14 protein-coding genes are annotated in these 15,596 nt (G+C 65.3%); 6 read left to right on the forward strand and 8 right to left on the reverse strand.

Going from position 1 to position 15,596, the window contains the following annotated elements; genetic code table 11:
* The first annotated feature begins 5 nt into the window (after positions 1–5).
* From RM190_RS04465 to RM190_RS04475, 3 genes are all read left to right on the forward strand, one after another.
* Positions 6–1,307: a lipoprotein-releasing ABC transporter permease subunit gene (locus RM190_RS04465; RefSeq protein ID WP_311758204.1), complete on the forward strand. Its 1,302-nt coding sequence runs from the start codon at positions 6–8 to the stop codon at positions 1,305–1,307.
* Entirely contained in the window at positions 1,300–1,962 is a 663-nt protein-coding gene (locus tag RM190_RS04470) for an ABC transporter ATP-binding protein (protein ID WP_311758205.1), read from the forward strand. The genes RM190_RS04465 and RM190_RS04470 overlap by 8 nt, the downstream gene beginning before the upstream one ends.
* Positions 1,963–2,065: 103 nt before the next feature.
* Positions 2,066–2,572 (forward strand): phosphatase PAP2 family protein, encoded by a 507-nt coding sequence (locus tag RM190_RS04475; protein WP_311758206.1) that lies wholly within the window; start codon positions 2,066–2,068, stop codon positions 2,570–2,572.
* Between the two features lie 4 nt (positions 2,573–2,576).
* On the opposite strand, the gene RM190_RS04480 is transcribed toward RM190_RS04475, so the two are convergent.
* The 8 genes from RM190_RS04480 to RM190_RS04515 all read right to left on the reverse strand — a co-directional run bounded on the left by RM190_RS04480 (position 2,577) and on the right by RM190_RS04515 (position 11,448).
* Positions 2,577–3,641 carry a Hint domain-containing protein gene (locus RM190_RS04480; protein WP_311758207.1) on the reverse strand — a complete coding sequence of 355 codons (1,065 nt, stop codon included), beginning with the start codon at positions 3,639–3,641 and terminating at the stop codon, positions 2,577–2,579.
* Positions 3,642–3,767: 126 nt separating this feature from the next.
* The gene (gene parE / locus RM190_RS04485; protein WP_311758208.1) at positions 3,768–5,738 is read right to left on the reverse strand and encodes a DNA topoisomerase IV subunit B; all 1,971 of its coding nucleotides are present in this window, start codon (positions 5,736–5,738) and stop codon (positions 3,768–3,770) included.
* Between the two features lie 124 nt (positions 5,739–5,862).
* Positions 5,863–6,522 (reverse strand): glutathione S-transferase family protein, encoded by a 660-nt coding sequence (locus RM190_RS04490; protein ID WP_311758209.1) that lies wholly within the window; start codon positions 6,520–6,522, stop codon positions 5,863–5,865.
* A 34-nt stretch (positions 6,523–6,556) separates the two neighbouring features.
* Positions 6,557–7,729, reverse strand: a complete 1,173-nt coding sequence (locus tag RM190_RS04495) for a dipeptidase (RefSeq protein ID WP_311758210.1) — start codon at positions 7,727–7,729, stop codon at positions 6,557–6,559.
* Positions 7,730–7,777: 48 nt separating this feature from the next.
* On the reverse strand, positions 7,778–8,263 hold the full coding sequence (locus RM190_RS04500) for a GNAT family N-acetyltransferase (RefSeq protein ID WP_311758211.1): 486 nt from the start codon (positions 8,261–8,263) through the stop codon (positions 7,778–7,780).
* On the reverse strand, positions 8,260–10,089 hold the full coding sequence (locus RM190_RS04505) for a M3 family oligoendopeptidase (RefSeq protein ID WP_311758458.1): 1,830 nt from the start codon (positions 10,087–10,089) through the stop codon (positions 8,260–8,262). Before RM190_RS04505 ends, RM190_RS04500 begins: the two co-directional genes overlap by 4 nt.
* Positions 10,090–10,200: 111 nt before the next feature.
* Entirely contained in the window at positions 10,201–11,148 is a 948-nt protein-coding gene (locus RM190_RS04510) for an alpha/beta hydrolase (protein WP_311758212.1), read from the reverse strand.
* 15 nt (positions 11,149–11,163) lie between these two features.
* On the reverse strand, positions 11,164–11,448 hold the full coding sequence (locus RM190_RS04515; RefSeq protein ID WP_311758213.1) for an SCP2 sterol-binding domain-containing protein: 285 nt from the start codon (positions 11,446–11,448) through the stop codon (positions 11,164–11,166).
* A gap of 91 nt (positions 11,449–11,539) precedes the next feature.
* Here RM190_RS04515 and RM190_RS04520 point away from each other — a divergent pair, with 91 nt between their 5' ends.
* From RM190_RS04520 to RM190_RS04530, 3 genes are read left to right on the forward strand one after another with little or no spacing between them, the layout of a single operon-like run.
* Complete coding sequence (locus tag RM190_RS04520) at positions 11,540–12,223, forward strand: tetratricopeptide repeat protein (RefSeq protein WP_311758214.1); 684 nt, start codon at positions 11,540–11,542, stop codon at positions 12,221–12,223.
* 1 nt (position 12,224) lies between these two features.
* Positions 12,225–15,203, forward strand: coding sequence for a helicase-related protein (locus tag RM190_RS04525; RefSeq protein WP_311758215.1), 2,979 nt, complete (start codon positions 12,225–12,227; stop codon positions 15,201–15,203).
* Positions 15,200–15,478: an RNA-binding S4 domain-containing protein gene (locus tag RM190_RS04530; protein ID WP_311758216.1), complete on the forward strand. Its 279-nt coding sequence runs from the start codon at positions 15,200–15,202 to the stop codon at positions 15,476–15,478. Before RM190_RS04525 ends, RM190_RS04530 begins: the two co-directional genes overlap by 4 nt.
* The last annotated feature ends 118 nt before the right edge of the window (positions 15,479–15,596 follow it).

Here is a 15,596-nt window from a genome sequence, read left to right on the forward strand (position 1 = left end):
GATCGATGGCAAATCCGGCCCCTTTCTCGCGCTATGAATTCATGATCGCATGGCGCTATCTGCGCGCGCGACGGGCCGAGGGCGGGGTCAGCGTGATGACCTGGATCAGCCTGATCGGGATCACGCTGGGCGTGATGGCGCTGATCGCCACGCTGGCCGTGCGCGCGGGATTCCGGGCCGAATTCGTGGACACGATTCTGGGCGCGAATGCCCATAGCACGGTCTATTACGCGCCGACCTCGTTCTATAACGACCTGACCGAGGAAACCTATATCACCCCCGGCCGGATCGAGGATTTCGACGCGCTGGCCGCCAAGATGGCGGCGCTGCCCGGCGTGGTCCGCGCCACGCCCGTCGTGCGCGGTCAGGTCATGGCCAGCCAGAACGACGCGAACAATGTGGCCGAGGTCTATGGGCTGACGCTGGACGCGTTGAAGGCGATCCCACGGATCGCCGATCCGGCGACGGGCGTGGGGAGTATCGACGATTTCGACAAAGGCATCGCCATCGGGTCGGGCCTTGCGCGGGAACTGGGGGTGAACCTTGGCGACCGTGTGCGGCTGATCTCTCCGGACGGGGCGCAGACCGCGCTGGGGACGGCACCGCGCGTCGAAAGCTATGAAGTGACCTATGTCTTCACGGCCGGTCGCTATGACATCGACCGCACGCGCATCTATATGCCGATGGCCGAAGCGCAAAGCTATTTCAACCGCGAGGGCGTGGCGGACGAAATTCAGGTCTTTGTCGATGATCCCGAAAGGGTCGACGACTGGACGCCGCAACTGCTGGAGGCGGCGGGCGACCGGGCGCAAGTCTGGACCTGGCGCGATGCCTCGGGGTCGTTCCTGAAGGCGTTGGATGTCGAGGATGACGTGATGTTCATCATCCTGTCGATCCTTGTGCTGATCGCCTCGATGAACATCACCTCGGGACTGATCATGCTGGTCAAGAACAAGGGGCGCGACATCGGCATCCTGCGGACCATGGGCCTGACCGAAGGCGCGGTCCTGCGCGTCTTTTTCCTGTGCGGGGCATTCACCGGGGTAATCGGCACGATCGCCGGGGTCGTGCTGGGGGTGATCTTCGCGCTGAATGTCGACCATGTCATGAGCTTCGTGAACTGGTTCTCGGGCGGCGGGGCTTGGGATCCGTCGGTGCGCGGGATCTATGAACTGCCGGCAAAGCTGCGCGGTATCGACATTGCAAAGGCGGTGGGGCTGTCGCTGGTCCTGTCCTTTGTCGTCACGATCTTTCCGGCGCGCCGCGCAGCGCGCATGAACCCGGTGGAGGCCCTGCGCTATGAGTGACGTTCTGGTGCTTGAGGGGATATCCAAGACCTATGGCAAGGGCGGCCCCGCGCCGGTACCGGTGCTGGCCGATCTGTCGCTGACGGTCGGGCGTGGCGAGGTCGTGGCGCTGGTCGCGCCTTCGGGCGCGGGGAAATCGACGCTGCTCCATATTGCCGGGCTTCTGGATAGCGCGGACGACGGACGGGTGCTTCTGAACGGGCGCGACATGACCCGACAGAACGACCGCGTCCGGACCGAGGCGCGGCGGCGCGAGTTGGGCTTCGTCTATCAGTTCCACCACCTGCTGCCCGAGTTTTCGGCGGCCGAGAATATCGTCTTGCCCCAATTGGCCAACAGCGTCGCCGACAGCGCTGCCAAGGCGCGTGCGCAGGATCTGCTGGCCCGTGTCGGACTGGCGCATCGCGCGGGGCATCGACCCGCGCAGATGTCGGGGGGCGAACAGCAGCGCGTGGCCTTTTGCCGGGCGCTGGCGAATTCGCCCTCGCTTCTGCTGGCGGACGAGCCGACGGGCAACCTTGACCCCGGCACCTCGGACAAGGTCTTTGACGTCCTGATGACCTTGGTGCGCGAAACGGGGCTTTCCGCCTTGATCGCGACCCATAACCTTGATCTGGCCGGACGCATGGACCGGGTGATCCGACTGGGAGAGTAGGGCGCGGGCGTTGCGTCCGGTGCTGTGCCTGCGGCAGGATGCGTGGCAAATGCTGGAAACCGGCCCATGCCGCGCGCGGCGGGTATCTGATCTGGGAGGCGGCATGACAAGGATCGTCGCGGCGCTGTGCGCCTGCTCACTGGCCATGCCGGTGTCAGCCGTGGCCGACCCGTTCGAGGATTTCGGCACGGCGATGAAATACGGTCTGCCTCTGGCCGCGGCGGTCTGCGCGGCAGATCAGGACCGGCTTGAGGATTTTGCCGTGCGCGGCGTCCTGCAAGCCGCGCTGGTCTGGGGAATGAAGCAGTATTTTGATGGTGAGCCGATTTCCCGCCGCCCCTCGGGCGAGGGCAAGGGGTTTCCTTCGGGCCATACCGCCGCCGCTTTCTTCGGCGCGTCCGACCTTGCCGGGAAATGCTTCAAGGACGACCCTTGGGCCGGGGCGGCGGCCTATGGCGCGGCCGGGCTGACCGGGTGGAGCCGCGTTCACGCCGGAGAGCACACGCCCGAACAGGTCTGGACCGGCGCGCTGATCGGCTTCACCTTTGGGGCGGCCAGCTTCGGCATCGGGACCGAGGGGGCAAGCTTCTCGGTCGGGATGCGTTTCTAGGGGATCATTGCAGGGCGCAGGCCTGCACCGCATGGCCCGCCACCAGCCGCTTGCTGTCCCTTGGGTCCGGCAGGAAGCAGGCGGGCGCGTGCCCGGGCTGTCCGTCCATCAACTCGGGGAAGATCGCGGTCAGTTCCTCGACGGCCTCGGGTGACAGCGAGCGCCGGGCCTGCGGCCCCAGGTAAAGGCTCTCGGCGGCGGCGCCTTCGGCGTAAAGGATTTCGTGCCGGTCGCAGAGCAGGTGGAAATACTCGACCTCAGGCAGACCCTCCTCGACCGCGATGCCGGGCAAACCGACAAGTTTGATCGCTGGCACCAGCGCCTCGCCCAGGTCAAACATGCTTTGCACGATGGCCGAACGGACAAGGATCCGGTGCTGGCGCGACACCAGCAGTGCGCGGCGCGGCAGCCCGTTGCCAAGCGCGCCCGCCGCGATCCGGACCGGGGCAAGCTTGCCGGTTGCGGCGACGCGGCTGCGACCGACCCAGCGGATCGGCGCGCTGCCTTGCGCAGTCACCACAAGGTCGCCCGCCTTCAGTCCTTCGACCGGAAGTGGGCCGGTCGGGGTCTCGATCAGGGTGCCGCCGCAAAAGCACAGCACGTCCAGCGAGACATTGTCGACGACGAGGTCGTTGTTCGTGGTGTTGGTGGTCCCGTCGATGACCTCGACCACGACCTCGGTCACACCGTCGGGGATGGTGAAGCTGCCGGTGATCGACTGGTCCAGCGCCGCCGGGCTGCGATTGGCATAGGTGGGTCCGGTCGCATCCGTTGCGGTCTGGTTCAGCAGTTCGACCTGATTGCCATTGTCCAGGTAGAAGATGCGGACCTGCAACCGCGCCACCGCGCCGCCCAATCCCAGCTTGCCGAAATCGATGGAGAAGGTCGCGGTCTGGTTCGGCGTGACGGCCACCGTCTGGGACAAGGTTGCCCCGCCTGCCGAGCCGCCGCCATTGAAGATCACGGCATTTCCGGTCGCCGCATCCAGTTGCACCTGATTGCCGGTGCCCGTGCTGATCCAGTTTTCCAAGGCGGAGGCAAAGCTGCCGTCCCGAATTCGTTCAGGCATGACGACTTCTCCTTTGGGAGGGCAAGGGGAGGAGTGGGTCTTGTCGAGTGAATCCCAACCGACCCTAGGCCCTTGCGCGAAGAAGTCTAACAGAAAATGGCTTTCGCCCCGGTCCTGCCGCCGGGGTCAGACGTCCAGTTCGGCAGTATCCGCGAATTGCGCGTTTTCCTGGATGAATTGATAGCGCAGCTCGGGTTTCTTGCCCATCAGGCGTTCGACCAGATCGCCAGTCTCTCCGCCCTCGTCCTCGTCGATGGACACCCGGATCAGCTTGCGCGTCTTGGGGTTCATCGTCGTGTCTTTCAGGTCCTTGGCGTCCATCTCTCCCAGACCCTTGAAGCGCTGCACGTCGATCTTGCCCTTGCCGCCGATGCCTTTGGCAAGCCAGGCCTCTTTCTCGGCGTCGTCGGCGACATAGATGCGGTGTGCGCCCTGCGTCAGGCGATAAAGCGGCGGGCAGGCCAGATACAGGTGCCCCTTGTCGATCATCGGCCGCATCTGGGTGAAGAAGAAGGTCATCAAGAGCGAGGCGATATGCGCGCCGTCGACATCGGCATCGGTCATGATGATGATCTTGTCGTAGCGCAGATCCTCGACATTGAACTTGCTGCCCATGTTGACGCCAAGCGCCTGACACAGATCGTTGATTTCCTGATTGGACCCCAGTTTCGAGCTGGCCGCGCCCAGCACGTTCAGGATTTTGCCGCGCAGCGGCAGCAGCGCCTGCGTCGTGCGTTCCCGCGCCATCTTGGCGCTGCCACCTGCCGAGTCGCCCTCGACGATGAACAGCTCGGTCCCTTCGCGGTTGGTGGCCGAGCAATCGACCAGCTTGCCGGGCAGGCGAAGCTTCTTGGTTGCGGTCTTGCGGGCGGTTTCCTTTTCCTGCTTGCGGCGCAGGCGCTCCTCGGCGCGCAGCACAAGGAAGTCCAGGATCGCGCCCGCGGACTTCGTATCCGCCGCCAGCCAGTTGTCGAAATGGTCGCGGACCGCGCCCTCGACCAGACGCGCGGCTTCCACGGTGGCCAGCCGGTCCTTGGTCTGGCCCACGAATTCGGGCTCGCGGATGAAACAGCTGACAAGGGCGCAACCGCCGGTCAGCAGATCCTCGCGCGTGATGTTGGCGGCCTTCTTGTTGTTGATCAGCTCGCCATAGCCGCGGATGCCCTTGAGAATCGCAGACCAGAAACCGGCCTCATGCGTGCCGCCTTCGGGCGTGGGCACCGTGTTGCAATAGGACTGGATGAAGCCGTCGCGGGCGGGGGTCCAGTTGATCGCCCAGTCGACCTTGCCGGGAACGCCGAATTTCTCCTTGAAGTCGACATTGCCCGCAAAGGGCCGGTCGGCATAGGTCGAAGACTTGCCCAGCGTCTCGGTTAGGTAATCGGCAAGCCCGCCGGGGAAATGGAAGGTGGCCTCGACAGGGGTCTCGCCATCATCGATCTCGGACTTCCAGCGGATCTCGACGCCCGAGAACAGATAGGCTTTGGACTTCACCATCTTCAGCATTCGCGCGGGCTTGAAGCGGTGGTGGCCGAAGATCTGTTCGTCGGCATGGAAGGTGACGGTGGTGCCGCGCCGGTTCGGGGCCGCGCCGATCTTTTCGACCGGGCCCTGGGGGATGCCGCGCGAGAAGCTTTGCTGGAACAATTCGCGGTTGCGCGCGACCTGCACGACCATCGTGTCCGACAGCGCGTTCACGACCGAGGCGCCCACGCCGTGCAACCCGCCCGAGGTCTGATAGGCATCGCCCGAGAACTTGCCGCCCGCGTGCAGCGTGCACAGGATGACTTCCAGTGCCGATTTGCCGGGGAATTTGGGATGCGGGTCGATCGGGATGCCGCGGCCGTTGTCGCGGATCACGACCGAGTAATCGGCCAGCAGCTCGACCTCGATCCGGCTGGCATGGCCGGCCACGGCCTCATCCATCGAGTTGTCGAGGATTTCTGCGACAAGATGGTGCAGCGCGCGTTCATCCGTGCCGCCGATATACATGCCGGGGCGCTTGCGAACGGGCTCGAGTCCTTCCAGCACCTCGATGGAGGATGCCGAATAGCTCTCGGCTGCCTTGTCCGAGACCGGAAAGAGATCGTCTGCCATCGCACCTGCTCGTCTTGTTCTTCTGAAGCGGGGTTATCTCATGCCGTGGCAGGTCTGGGCAAGGGGAAGCGGCCGGTTCGGGGAAAACCCCAAGCGATAGTGTCCCGGCCGCGATATGCTGTCTCTATTCCGGCTCGGCCGAACGGTCTTTCCACATGCGCTGGAAGGCGGGACGGGCCTGACAGTCCTGAAGCCAGGCGGTCGTCGCGGGGAAGCGGTCCATCAACTCGTGATAGCCTTGGGCATAGCGCAGCACCTCGGCCATGTTGATGTCGGCGACGGTGAAACGACCACCGACCAGATAGGCGCCGCGGGACAGATGATCCTCGATCACCGACAGGGGGCGGACCAGCCTTTCGGCCGCATTCGCGATGGCGGCCTGATCCGCGCCCGACTGGGTCCGGCCCGGTCGGTGCAGGAACAGCAGTGTCAGGGCATCCGCCTCAAGCGCGGTTGCGGCGCAAAAGCTCCATTGCAGCATCTGCGCGTCTTCGGTCGCATCGGCGGGACCGAAGGGCTGGCCGTGCTTGCGCGCAAGGTAAAGCGTGCAGGCCAGCGATTCCGTCAACACCAGATCGCCGTCGCGGATGACCGGAATGGCGCCCGCCGGAGACATCGCAAGGAAGCTGGGCGAGTGCGTGTTCAAGGGCGCGCCTTGCGCATCTGGATCGGGCAGGCGATAGGCTTGGATCACGGGCACATGTTCGAAAGGCAGGCCCAGCTCGTGGCAAAGCCAGACGACGCGCGATGCGCGCGAGCGGATGACGCCATAGATGGTCAGCATGATTTCCTCCGATTTTGGGTGCAGACTGGCGCGGTCACAGCGTCTCGGCAAGATAGCGCATCATGTTGCCGCCCATGACCTTTGCGATCTGGTCGTCGGACAGGCCCGCATCCATCAGCGCCTGCGTCAGGACCGCCAGATTGGACACATCGAAGGGCGCATCGACCGAGCCGTCATAGTCCGAACCAAGCGAGACGTGATCCTCGCCCACCAGCGCGATCGCGGCGCGGATTGCCTGCGCGATGTCGGCGGGCTTGTCGCCGCAGACAACATCCGCCCAATAACCGATGCCGATGACGCCGCCCTTGGCCGCGATCGCCTTGACCAGATCATCGGGCAGGTTGCGCGGGCTGGGGCATTGGCTGTGGATGCCGGTATGGGACAGGATCGGCCGCGTTCCCGGCATGTCCAGCACGTCCTGCACCATCTGCGGGCTGGCATGGGCCAGGTCGATGATCATGCGGCGGTCCAGCATCTCGCGCACGACCTGCTCTCCGAATTCGTTCAGACCCGATCCTTCTCCGCCTTCGCCATGCAGGCTGCCGCCCAGCTCGTTGTCGAAGAAATGCGTCAGGCCGATCAGTCGGAAGCCCGCGCCGTAAAGGACGCGAAGATTGTCGAGATTGCCTTCAAGCGGGTGTGCGCCTTCTGTCCCCAGCAGGATGCCGACGGTGTGCGCGCCGTTTCGCCGCGCCTCCAGCAGGTCCTGCAGGTCCTGGGCCGATCGGATCATCGTGACCGCCTGCGGGTCCTCTTCCACCGCGCGGGACAGAGCGGCCGCCTGCGTCAGGGCGCGCTCCTTAAGGCTGAACCAGCTGGGAACCGGGCGCAGTTGGCCGATAAAAAGCGGCGTGATGTTGTCGGGCGCCTCGGCCGAGTTGTGGCTGTAGTTCTGCCCGCGCGGGCTTTTGGTGACAGTGGTATAGACTTGGACGGCCACGTTGCCTTCGGCCAGGCGCGGAATGTCGGTATGGCCGCGATCCGCGCGGCGCAGGATGTTGCGGTCCCACAGCAGCGTGTCGGCGTGCCAGTCGCCGATGACCAGACTGTCATGCAGCGCCTGTGCCTGGGGCGAGACGGGCCAGCCTTCAGCTGGGCCGGTAACGGGGTTCAGCTTGCGTTCGACATAACCCGGCCCGAAATAGGCAACCACCGCCGCCAGGATTGCCACAAGCCCCAGCAGGGCGAAAAAGATGCGCCGGATCATGGCGTTCCTCCCAATCATTGCGGCGGCAGAATAGGCGAGGCCGTCCGGCTAGGCGACCGCCAATTTCGGCAAACGCAGCCGCAGGATGTGCTGGGGACCGATCCGGCCGCCGTGATACAGCGCGCCATCATCGACAAAGCCGCCCGCAAGATAGATCGCGCGCGCCGCCGGGTTGACGACGTTGACCGTCAGCACGCAGCTCCCGGCTGCCGGATAGTGTCGGGCAAGATAGGGGCCAAGCGCCAGCATCGCGGCTTTTCCGCTTCCGCGCCCCTGTTCGGCCCGGTCGATCATCACGGCCCGCAGGCCAAGCTCTCCCTCCGCAGCGAAATCGAAGCGCGAGGGATATTCGCGGTCGATCTTGAAGAAACCGACCGGCAGGGCGCCGCGGGTGACGGCGTGAAAGTCGCAGCCGGTTTCCTCGGACGCGAAATGTCCTGCGATGGTCCCGCAGAACGGCTCCTGTTCGGGCGTGACCCTGATATGGGCCACGCGATCGTATTCGTCCCAGCCGATCGGCTCGAGATGAATCATGCCTCCATCGCCTCAAGCTCGTCGATGAAGCCTTCGATCATCGACAGACCCTTGTCCCAGAATGCGGGGTCCGAAGCGTCAAGGCCGAAGGGTGCCAGCAGATCCTTGTGATGCTGCGAGCCGCCCGCCGCCAGCAGGGCGAAATACTTGTCCTGGAAGTCGGGAAGCCCGTCCTCATAGGCGGCGTAAAGCGCGTTCACCAGGCCATCGCCAAAGGCATAGGCATACACGTAGAAGGGCGAGTGGACGAAATGCGGCACATAGGTCCAGAAGGTTTCATAGCCCGGCATGAACTCGAACGCATCGCCAAGCGATTCCCCCTGCACCGACATCCAAAGCGCGTTGATGTCGTCCGGGGTAAGCTCTCCTTCCGCGCGGGCGGCGTGAAGCTTGCACTCGAAGTCATAGAAGGCGATCTGGCGCACGACGGTGTTGATCATGTCCTCGACCTTGCCGGCGAGCAGGGCCTTGCGCTGGGCGGGGTCGGTGGTCTTGGCCAGCAGCGCGCGGAAGGTCAGCATCTCGCCGAAGACGGAAGCTGTTTCGGCCAGCGTCAGCGGGGTCGAAGCCAGAAGCTCGCCCTGTGCGCTGGCAAGGCGCTGGTGGACGCCGTGGCCCAGTTCATGCGCCAGCGTCATCACGTCGCGCGGCTTGCCCAGATAGTTCAGCAGCACATAGGGATGCACGGTCGTCACGGTCGGATGGGCGAAGGCACCGGGGGCTTTGCCCGGCTTCACGCCCGCATCGATCCAGCCCTTGTCGAAGAAGGGCTCGGCCAGATCCGCCAGCTTGGGGGAAAACCCGGCATAGGCGTCAAGAACCGTCGCGCGCGCGTCAGCCCAAGGGATCAGCCGCGGAGTTTCGTTCGGAAGGGGGGCATTGCGGTCCCAGACCTGCAGCTTGTCCAGCCCCAGCCATTTCGCCTTGAGCCGGTAATAGCGATGCGACAGGCGCGGATAGGCGGCGGTGACAGCATTCCTGAGCGCCTCGACCACCTCGGGTTCGACATGGTTCGACAGGTGCCGCGCGGTTTGCGAGGTCGGCATCTTGCGCCATTTGTCCTCGATCGCCTTTTCCTTGGCGAGCGTGTTGTGGACGCGGGCGAACAGCTTGATGTTCTTGCCAAAGACCTTGGCCAGTGCGTGTGCACCAGCCTCGCGTTTTGCACGGTCGTGGTCGGTCAGCAGGTTCAGCGTCGCCTCGATCCCCATTTCCTCGCCTTCGACATCGAAGGTCAGGCCGGCGGTCGTCTCGTCGAACAGGCGGTTCCAGGCGGCGGCACCGACGACCGAGTTGTCGTGCAGGAAGCGCTCCAGCTCATCCGAAAGCTGATAGGGACGCATGGCGCGCATGCGGTCGAAGACCGGCTTGTAGCGGCCGGGACCGGCGGGATCGGCAAAGACCTCGGCATAGCGGTCGTCGGCGATGCGGTTGAACTCGAGGCTGAAGAAGACAAGCTTCGTCGTGTGTTCGGTGATCTGGTCCTGAAGGTCGCCCAGGAACTTGGCGCGCTCACCATCGGTGGTGTTCTGGTAATAGCGCAGCCCGGCATAGGACATCAGCCGCCCGCCAAGAGTGTCGATCCGCTGATAGCGCTCGATGCATTCCAGCATCTTCGGCCCGTCCAGCGAGGCAAGGCGTCCCTCATAGTCGCGGGCGAACTGGCAGCAATCCTTGCGCAGCGCGGCCATGTCATCGGCCAGCTCGGGCGCATCCGGCGCGGGGTAAAGATCGGTCAGATCCCAGTCCGGCAGCTGACCCAGGTCGGCACCATGGGCGGCGCTGGGCAGGGCGTTCTCGTCGCGGGGAATCGTGCGGCCAAGCATCGGGGACGGAAAGCGAATCGCGGCGGAAGTCGTCATGGTCAATCCTTTCGATTGCCAAGGAATTTGGCTGTTAAGCCGTCCAGCCGCAAGGCATCGCCCGCAAGGAAGTTGTCAGACGGAGTGCGCCACTGTGCCGAAATGCTGGAGGATCGCCCGAAGGAAGGGGGTGCGCACGCTTTCCCGCTCCATCATCGGCTCATGTCGGGCACCGGGCAGAAGCATCAGCTGCGCGCCGGCCCAGCCATCGACACGGCTGCGGATTGCGCGGGCAGAGACAATGGCCTCGTCGCTGCCAAGCCCGACAAGGACGGGCAGATCGGGCGAGGGCAGGGCGGCCAGTCGCGTGCATTCGGCCAGGGCCTGCCCCAGCCAGCGATTGGTCACGCCGCCAAGGGAAAGTTCGGGCCAGGAGGCGGCCTCGGCCACGAAGCGGCCCCAACGGACCGGGTCGGTGGTCAGCAGGTTGCCCTCGAAGGGGCATTTCAGCACGAAGGGTTCATACCCGCCCGAGCCAAGCGCCGCGCGTTCGTCCAGACGCAGGCGCTGGGCGAGAGCGGTCATGGCGATGGCAAGAAGCCGGGTCGGCGGACGCAGGTGCAATCCCCACATCGGCGCGGAAAACACCGCGCTGTCGACCGGCAGCCCGTCCTGCAGTGCCGCAAGCCCGATGGCGCCGCCCATCGAATGGGCCAGCAGATGCCAGGGGCGGGGAAGGTCGAGTTCGTTCGCGGCGACGACCAGTTCGACGACATCGCGCTGATAATCGCTGAAGCTGCCGATATGTCCGGGGCGGCTGTCGGCGATCAGGCGATCCGATAGCCCCTGTCCGCGCCAGTCCATTGCCAGGACATCCAGCCCGGCGCTGCAAAGGTCCAGCGCGAGGGCGTTATATTTTTCAAGATACTCGGTCCGGCCCGGAAACAGCAGCACGCTGCCCCGTGGCCGGTCCGAGGCCCAATGTCCGGCCCGCAGGCGAACCCCGTCCTCGGCCCAAAGCCAGAAAGGCCGGGCCAGCGGGTGGGGGTCGCCGGGCAGGGACCGGAAGGGCGCGGGGTCCACGGGGGATGCCGCGTCTTAGCCCAGCAGGGCGCCCAGCTTCATGGCGGTACCCATCGCGCCATCGACCTTCAGCTTGCCAGTCATGAAGGCCATGGTGGGGTTCACGTCGCCGGAAAGAAGCCCCTCGAAGGTTTCGCGGCTGGCGGTCAGCGTGACGTCCGCCTCATCATCCGCCGCGCGTGCGCCATTGGCGTCGATGTAGACGCTGCCCTCGCCCTCGATCACGAATTTGGCGGTGCCATCAAAGCCCTTGGCTTTGGGATCCAGAGCAGCGACGGCTGCCTCGACCACTTTACTCATCTGAATTCTCCCTTGACTGTGTCTGGAAATGGGTTGGGTGGAAAGTTACATAGTGGATATGCGATGGCTAGGCCCCCTTTTCCATATTGCCGTGGCGGCAGGCCTGATCCTGTCGCCGGCCATGTCGGGACATGCGTTGGCGCAACAGCTTTCGCCCCCGGATGCGCCGCAACCCAAGGATGATGGAGCACCGCCCGGCACCGCGCCCGATCCCGATTCGCCAGAGATGGCAGAACCCCCGACCGGGCTTGAACCGGCCGAGCCGGACCTGCCCACCGCCGATGCCCGCCTGCAGGAGCGTGAGGATCTGGATCTGCTATTTGCCGAACTGGCCCAACCGGATGGCGAGACATGGGCGCGGGCGGAAACCGATATCCTGCGAATCTGGTCACGCTCGGGCTCGGCGGCGATGGACCTGCTCTACAAGCGTGGAGAGGCGGCACTGGATGCAGGGGATACCGAAGCCGCGATCGGCCATCTGACCGCCCTGACCGACCATGCCCCGGATTTTGCGGGGGGCTGGTATCTGCGGGGGGTGGCGTTCTATCTGGAGGGGCAGGTCGGTCCCTCGATCTCGGACATGGCGCGGACGCTGACGCTGGAGCCGCGGCATTTCGGCGCCCTGACCCAGCTTGGCGCGATGTTCGAGGAACTGGGGGACGACAAGCGCGCGCTGGAGGCATATCGCGCCAGCTTGAAGATCCACCCGCATCAGGAAGATGCAGCCGACGCCGTCGAGCGTCTGGAAGACAAGACAAAGGGCACGGACGCCTGACATGCAGGACAGATCACGGGTCACGGCCGTTCTCGGCCCGACCAATACTGGCAAGACGCATTACGCGATCGAACGGATGCTGGCGCATCGCACGGGGGTCATCGGCCTGCCGCTGCGCCTGCTGGCGCGCGAGGTCTATGACCGCATCGTGAAGGCACGCGGCCCCTCGGTCGTGGCGCTGGTCACCGGAGAGGAACGTATCGTCCCCGACCGGGTGCAATACTGGGTCGCCACCACCGAGGCGATGCCCGAGGTTGGCGCGGATTTCGTCGCCATAGATGAGATCCAGCTTTGCGCCGATCCCGAGCGCGGCCATGTCTTTACCGACCGGCTGCTGAACATGCGCGGCCTGCACGAGACGCTGCTGCTGGGAAGCGACACGATGCGTCCCGCCATCGCGGCGCTGGTGCCGGGCGTGCAGTTCATGCGGCGCGAGCGTTTCTCGACCCTGACATGGGCGGGGTCGAAGAAAATCAGCCGGATGCCGCCGCGCTCGGCCATCGTCTGCTTCTCGGTCGACGAGGTTTACGCCACGGCAGAGCTGATCCGTCGCCAGAAGGGCGGTTGCGCGGTCGTCATGGGGGCGCTCTCGCCCCGGACACGGAACGCTCAGGTCGCGATGTATCAAGCCGGAGAGGTCGATTACCTGGTGGCGACCGACGCCATCGGCATGGGGCTGAACCTGGACATCAAGCATGTCGCCTTTTCGGGAACCGAGAAATTCGACGGCCGGCGCTATCGCCCGCTGTTCCCGCATGAGCTGGGACAGATCGCCGGGCGCGCTGGGCGGCATACCGAGCCGGGCACCTTCGGCATTACCGGCGATGCCGGGCATCTGGAAGACGGGCTGATCGAAGCGATCGAGAATCACCGCTTCCAGCCGATCTCGCGCCTGATGTGGCGCAACGGGGCGCTGGAATTCGGCACTGTCGACCGGCTGATCCAAAGCCTTGAGACCAGTCCCCAGTCCGAATGGCTGACCCGGGGACGCGAGGCGGACGACCTGCGCGCGCTGAAGGCGCTGGCCGCGATGCCCGAGATTCGCGATCGCATGACCCATCCGAAGGATGTCCGCCTGCTGTGGGATGTCTGCCGGATTCCCGATTTTCGCGGCATCTCGCCCGCCGAGCATTCGACGCTGCTGGCCCGCATCCTGGGCTTTCTGCAGGAAGGCGGGGTTCCCAGCGACTGGCTGGCGGGCCAGATCCAGCGCATCGACAAGGTGCAGGGGGACATCGATACCCTGTCGAAACGATTGGCATTCATCCGGACATGGACCTATGTCGCGCAGCGGAGTGGCTGGGTTTCGGACGAAAGCCATTGGCGCGCCGAGACGCGCGCTGTAGAAGATCGCTTGTCGGATGCGCTGCATGCCGCTCTGACGCAAAGATTCGTGGACCGGCGCACATCTGTCCTGCTGCGCCGGCTCAAGCAGAAGGAGAGCCTTTTGGCCGAGGTGAACGACAAGGGCGAAGTGACGGTTGAGGGCGAATTTGCCGGCCGTCTGGAAGGTTTCCGCTTCCGCGCCGATCCGAATGCAACCGGGGACGAGGCGCGGACGCTGACCCGCGCCGCCTATGAGGCCTTGCGCCCCGAATTCCATCTTCGGGCCGACAGGTTCTATAACGCTCCCGATACCGAGCTGGACTTTACCGAGCAGGGCGGCCTCATGTGGGGCAGCTCGGCCGTTGGCAAGCTCGTCAAGGGTTCCGAGGCGCTGAAGCCCGGTGTCGAGCCCTTCGTGGACGAAGAGGCCGGCCCCGAGATCGTCGAGAAGGTGCGTCGCCGCCTTCAGCATTTCATCGACCGCAAGGTGGCGACCGCCTTCGAGCCGCTGAACACGCTGAAGAACGACGAGACGCTGTTGGGCCTGGCCCGCGGCTTTGCCTTCCGTCTGGTCGAGGCGCTGGGCGTCCTGCCGCGCGAAGGCGTGGCGAACGAGGTCAAGGATCTGGATCAGGACGCGCGCGGCCTGCTGCGCAAGCACGGCGTTCGCTTCGGCCAGTTCACGATCTTCCAGCCCGCGCTGCTGAAGCCCGCGCCGACCCGGCTGCGGCTGGTGCTGTGGGGACTGGATCAGGGCATGGGCGAATTCCCCGAAAGCCCGCCGCCGGGCCTGGTGACCATCCCCAATCTGCCGGATGTGCCCAAGGGCTATTACACGCTGTCGGGCTATCACCCTGCAGGCGAGCGCGCGATCCGCATCGACATGCTGGAGCGTCTGGCCGACATGCTGCGCACGCAGGACAGCCGCGCCGGTTTCGAAGCGACGCCCGACATGCTGTCGATCACCGGCATGACGCTTGAGCAGTTCTCGGGCCTGATGCAGGGCCTGGGCTATCACGCCGAAAAGGGTGAGCGTCCGAAGGCTCGCGCGGAAGCGCCCGCCGTGGTCGAGGCCGCACCGGAACCCGCCGATCACGACCGTCCGCTGACCGAGGAGGAAAGCGTCCTCGTCGCCGAAACGCGCGCCAAGTGGGAAGCCGAGCAGGCCGCCCGTAAGGCCGAGGAGGCCGCTGCTGCTGCCGCCGAGGCGGTCGAGGCCGGTGAAGTCGAGACGGTCGAGGCAGCTGCGCCCGAGGTCGAATCCTTCTATACCTTCACCTGGGCGCCGCGCCCGCGCGGCAACCGCCGTCCCGAACGTGGCGGCGAGCGTGGGGGCGAGCGCAATGGCGAGCGCCAGCCGCAGGGGCAGGGCCGCCGTTCCGGCGATGCCGGTCAGCGCCGCGAGCGCGATGCCTCGGGCGAAGCGCCGCAGGGCAAGCCGCGCGAGAACCGGTTCGAAGGCAAGCGCCGCGACGACAATCGCGGCGAGCGTTCGGATCGCGGTCCCAAGGGCAAGCCGCGTCATGACGGCGGCAAGGGCAAACCCCGCCACGAAGCCCCCAAAAGCTTCGAGGCCCGGCCCCCTAAGACCGAGAAGAAGATCGACCCGGACAGCCCCTTCGCGATTCTTGCCTCGCTCAAGAACAAGACGTGACCGAAGGGGGGATGGCGGAAAGCATCCGGCTGGATCGCTGGTTGCATCACGCGCGTCTTTTCCGCACACGCACCCTGGCCGCCGACGCGGTCGGCCAGGGTGGCATCCGCCTGAATGGCAATCCCTGCTCCAAGCCAGCACAGATCGTCCGGCCGGGTGACGTCGTCACCGTTTCGGCGCATGGCCGCGTGCGCGCCTTGCGCGTCCTGATGCTTGGCGAACGCCGCGGGCCCTCCAGCGAGGCGGTTGGATTGTACGAGGAAGTCGGGGCTTGAAGAGCCCGTGACGGCGAACCGGTTTCCGCCGGAAGGGCCTTCCTGAAAACGTCCGTCCGGCTTCGGCCCGACCTTGGCCAATGGCCGTCTTTTCCAGCGTCGCGGCCTTGAATGATCG

It is taken from the genome of Paracoccus broussonetiae (genome assembly GCF_031854425.1).
Lineage (GTDB): Bacteria > Pseudomonadota > Alphaproteobacteria > Rhodobacterales > Rhodobacteraceae > Paracoccus > Paracoccus broussonetiae.

Coding starts and splice junctions, on each gene's coding strand:
- RM190_RS04490 (WP_311758209.1), bottom strand. CDS start 6,522: ATGCTGACCATCTATGGCGTCATCCGCTCGCGCGCATCGCGCGTCGTC.
- RM190_RS04515 (WP_311758213.1), bottom strand. CDS start 11,448: ATGAGTAAAGTGGTCGAGGCAGCCGTCGCTGCTCTGGATCCCAAAGCC.
- RM190_RS04500 (WP_311758211.1), bottom strand. CDS start 8,263: ATGATTCATCTCGAGCCGATCGGCTGGGACGAATACGATCGCGTGGCC.
- RM190_RS04465 (WP_311758204.1), top strand. CDS start 6: ATGGCAAATCCGGCCCCTTTCTCGCGCTATGAATTCATGATCGCATGG.
- RM190_RS04470 (WP_311758205.1), top strand. CDS start 1,300: ATGAGTGACGTTCTGGTGCTTGAGGGGATATCCAAGACCTATGGCAAG.
- RM190_RS04495 (WP_311758210.1), bottom strand. CDS start 7,729: ATGATCCGGCGCATCTTTTTCGCCCTGCTGGGGCTTGTGGCAATCCTG.
- RM190_RS04480 (WP_311758207.1), bottom strand. CDS start 3,641: ATGCCTGAACGAATTCGGGACGGCAGCTTTGCCTCCGCCTTGGAAAAC.
- RM190_RS04505 (WP_311758458.1), bottom strand. CDS start 10,089: ATGCTTGGCCGCACGATTCCCCGCGACGAGAACGCCCTGCCCAGCGCC.
- RM190_RS04475 (WP_311758206.1), top strand. CDS start 2,066: ATGACAAGGATCGTCGCGGCGCTGTGCGCCTGCTCACTGGCCATGCCG.
- RM190_RS04525 (WP_311758215.1), top strand. CDS start 12,225: ATGCAGGACAGATCACGGGTCACGGCCGTTCTCGGCCCGACCAATACT.
- parE (WP_311758208.1), bottom strand. CDS start 5,738: ATGGCAGACGATCTCTTTCCGGTCTCGGACAAGGCAGCCGAGAGCTAT.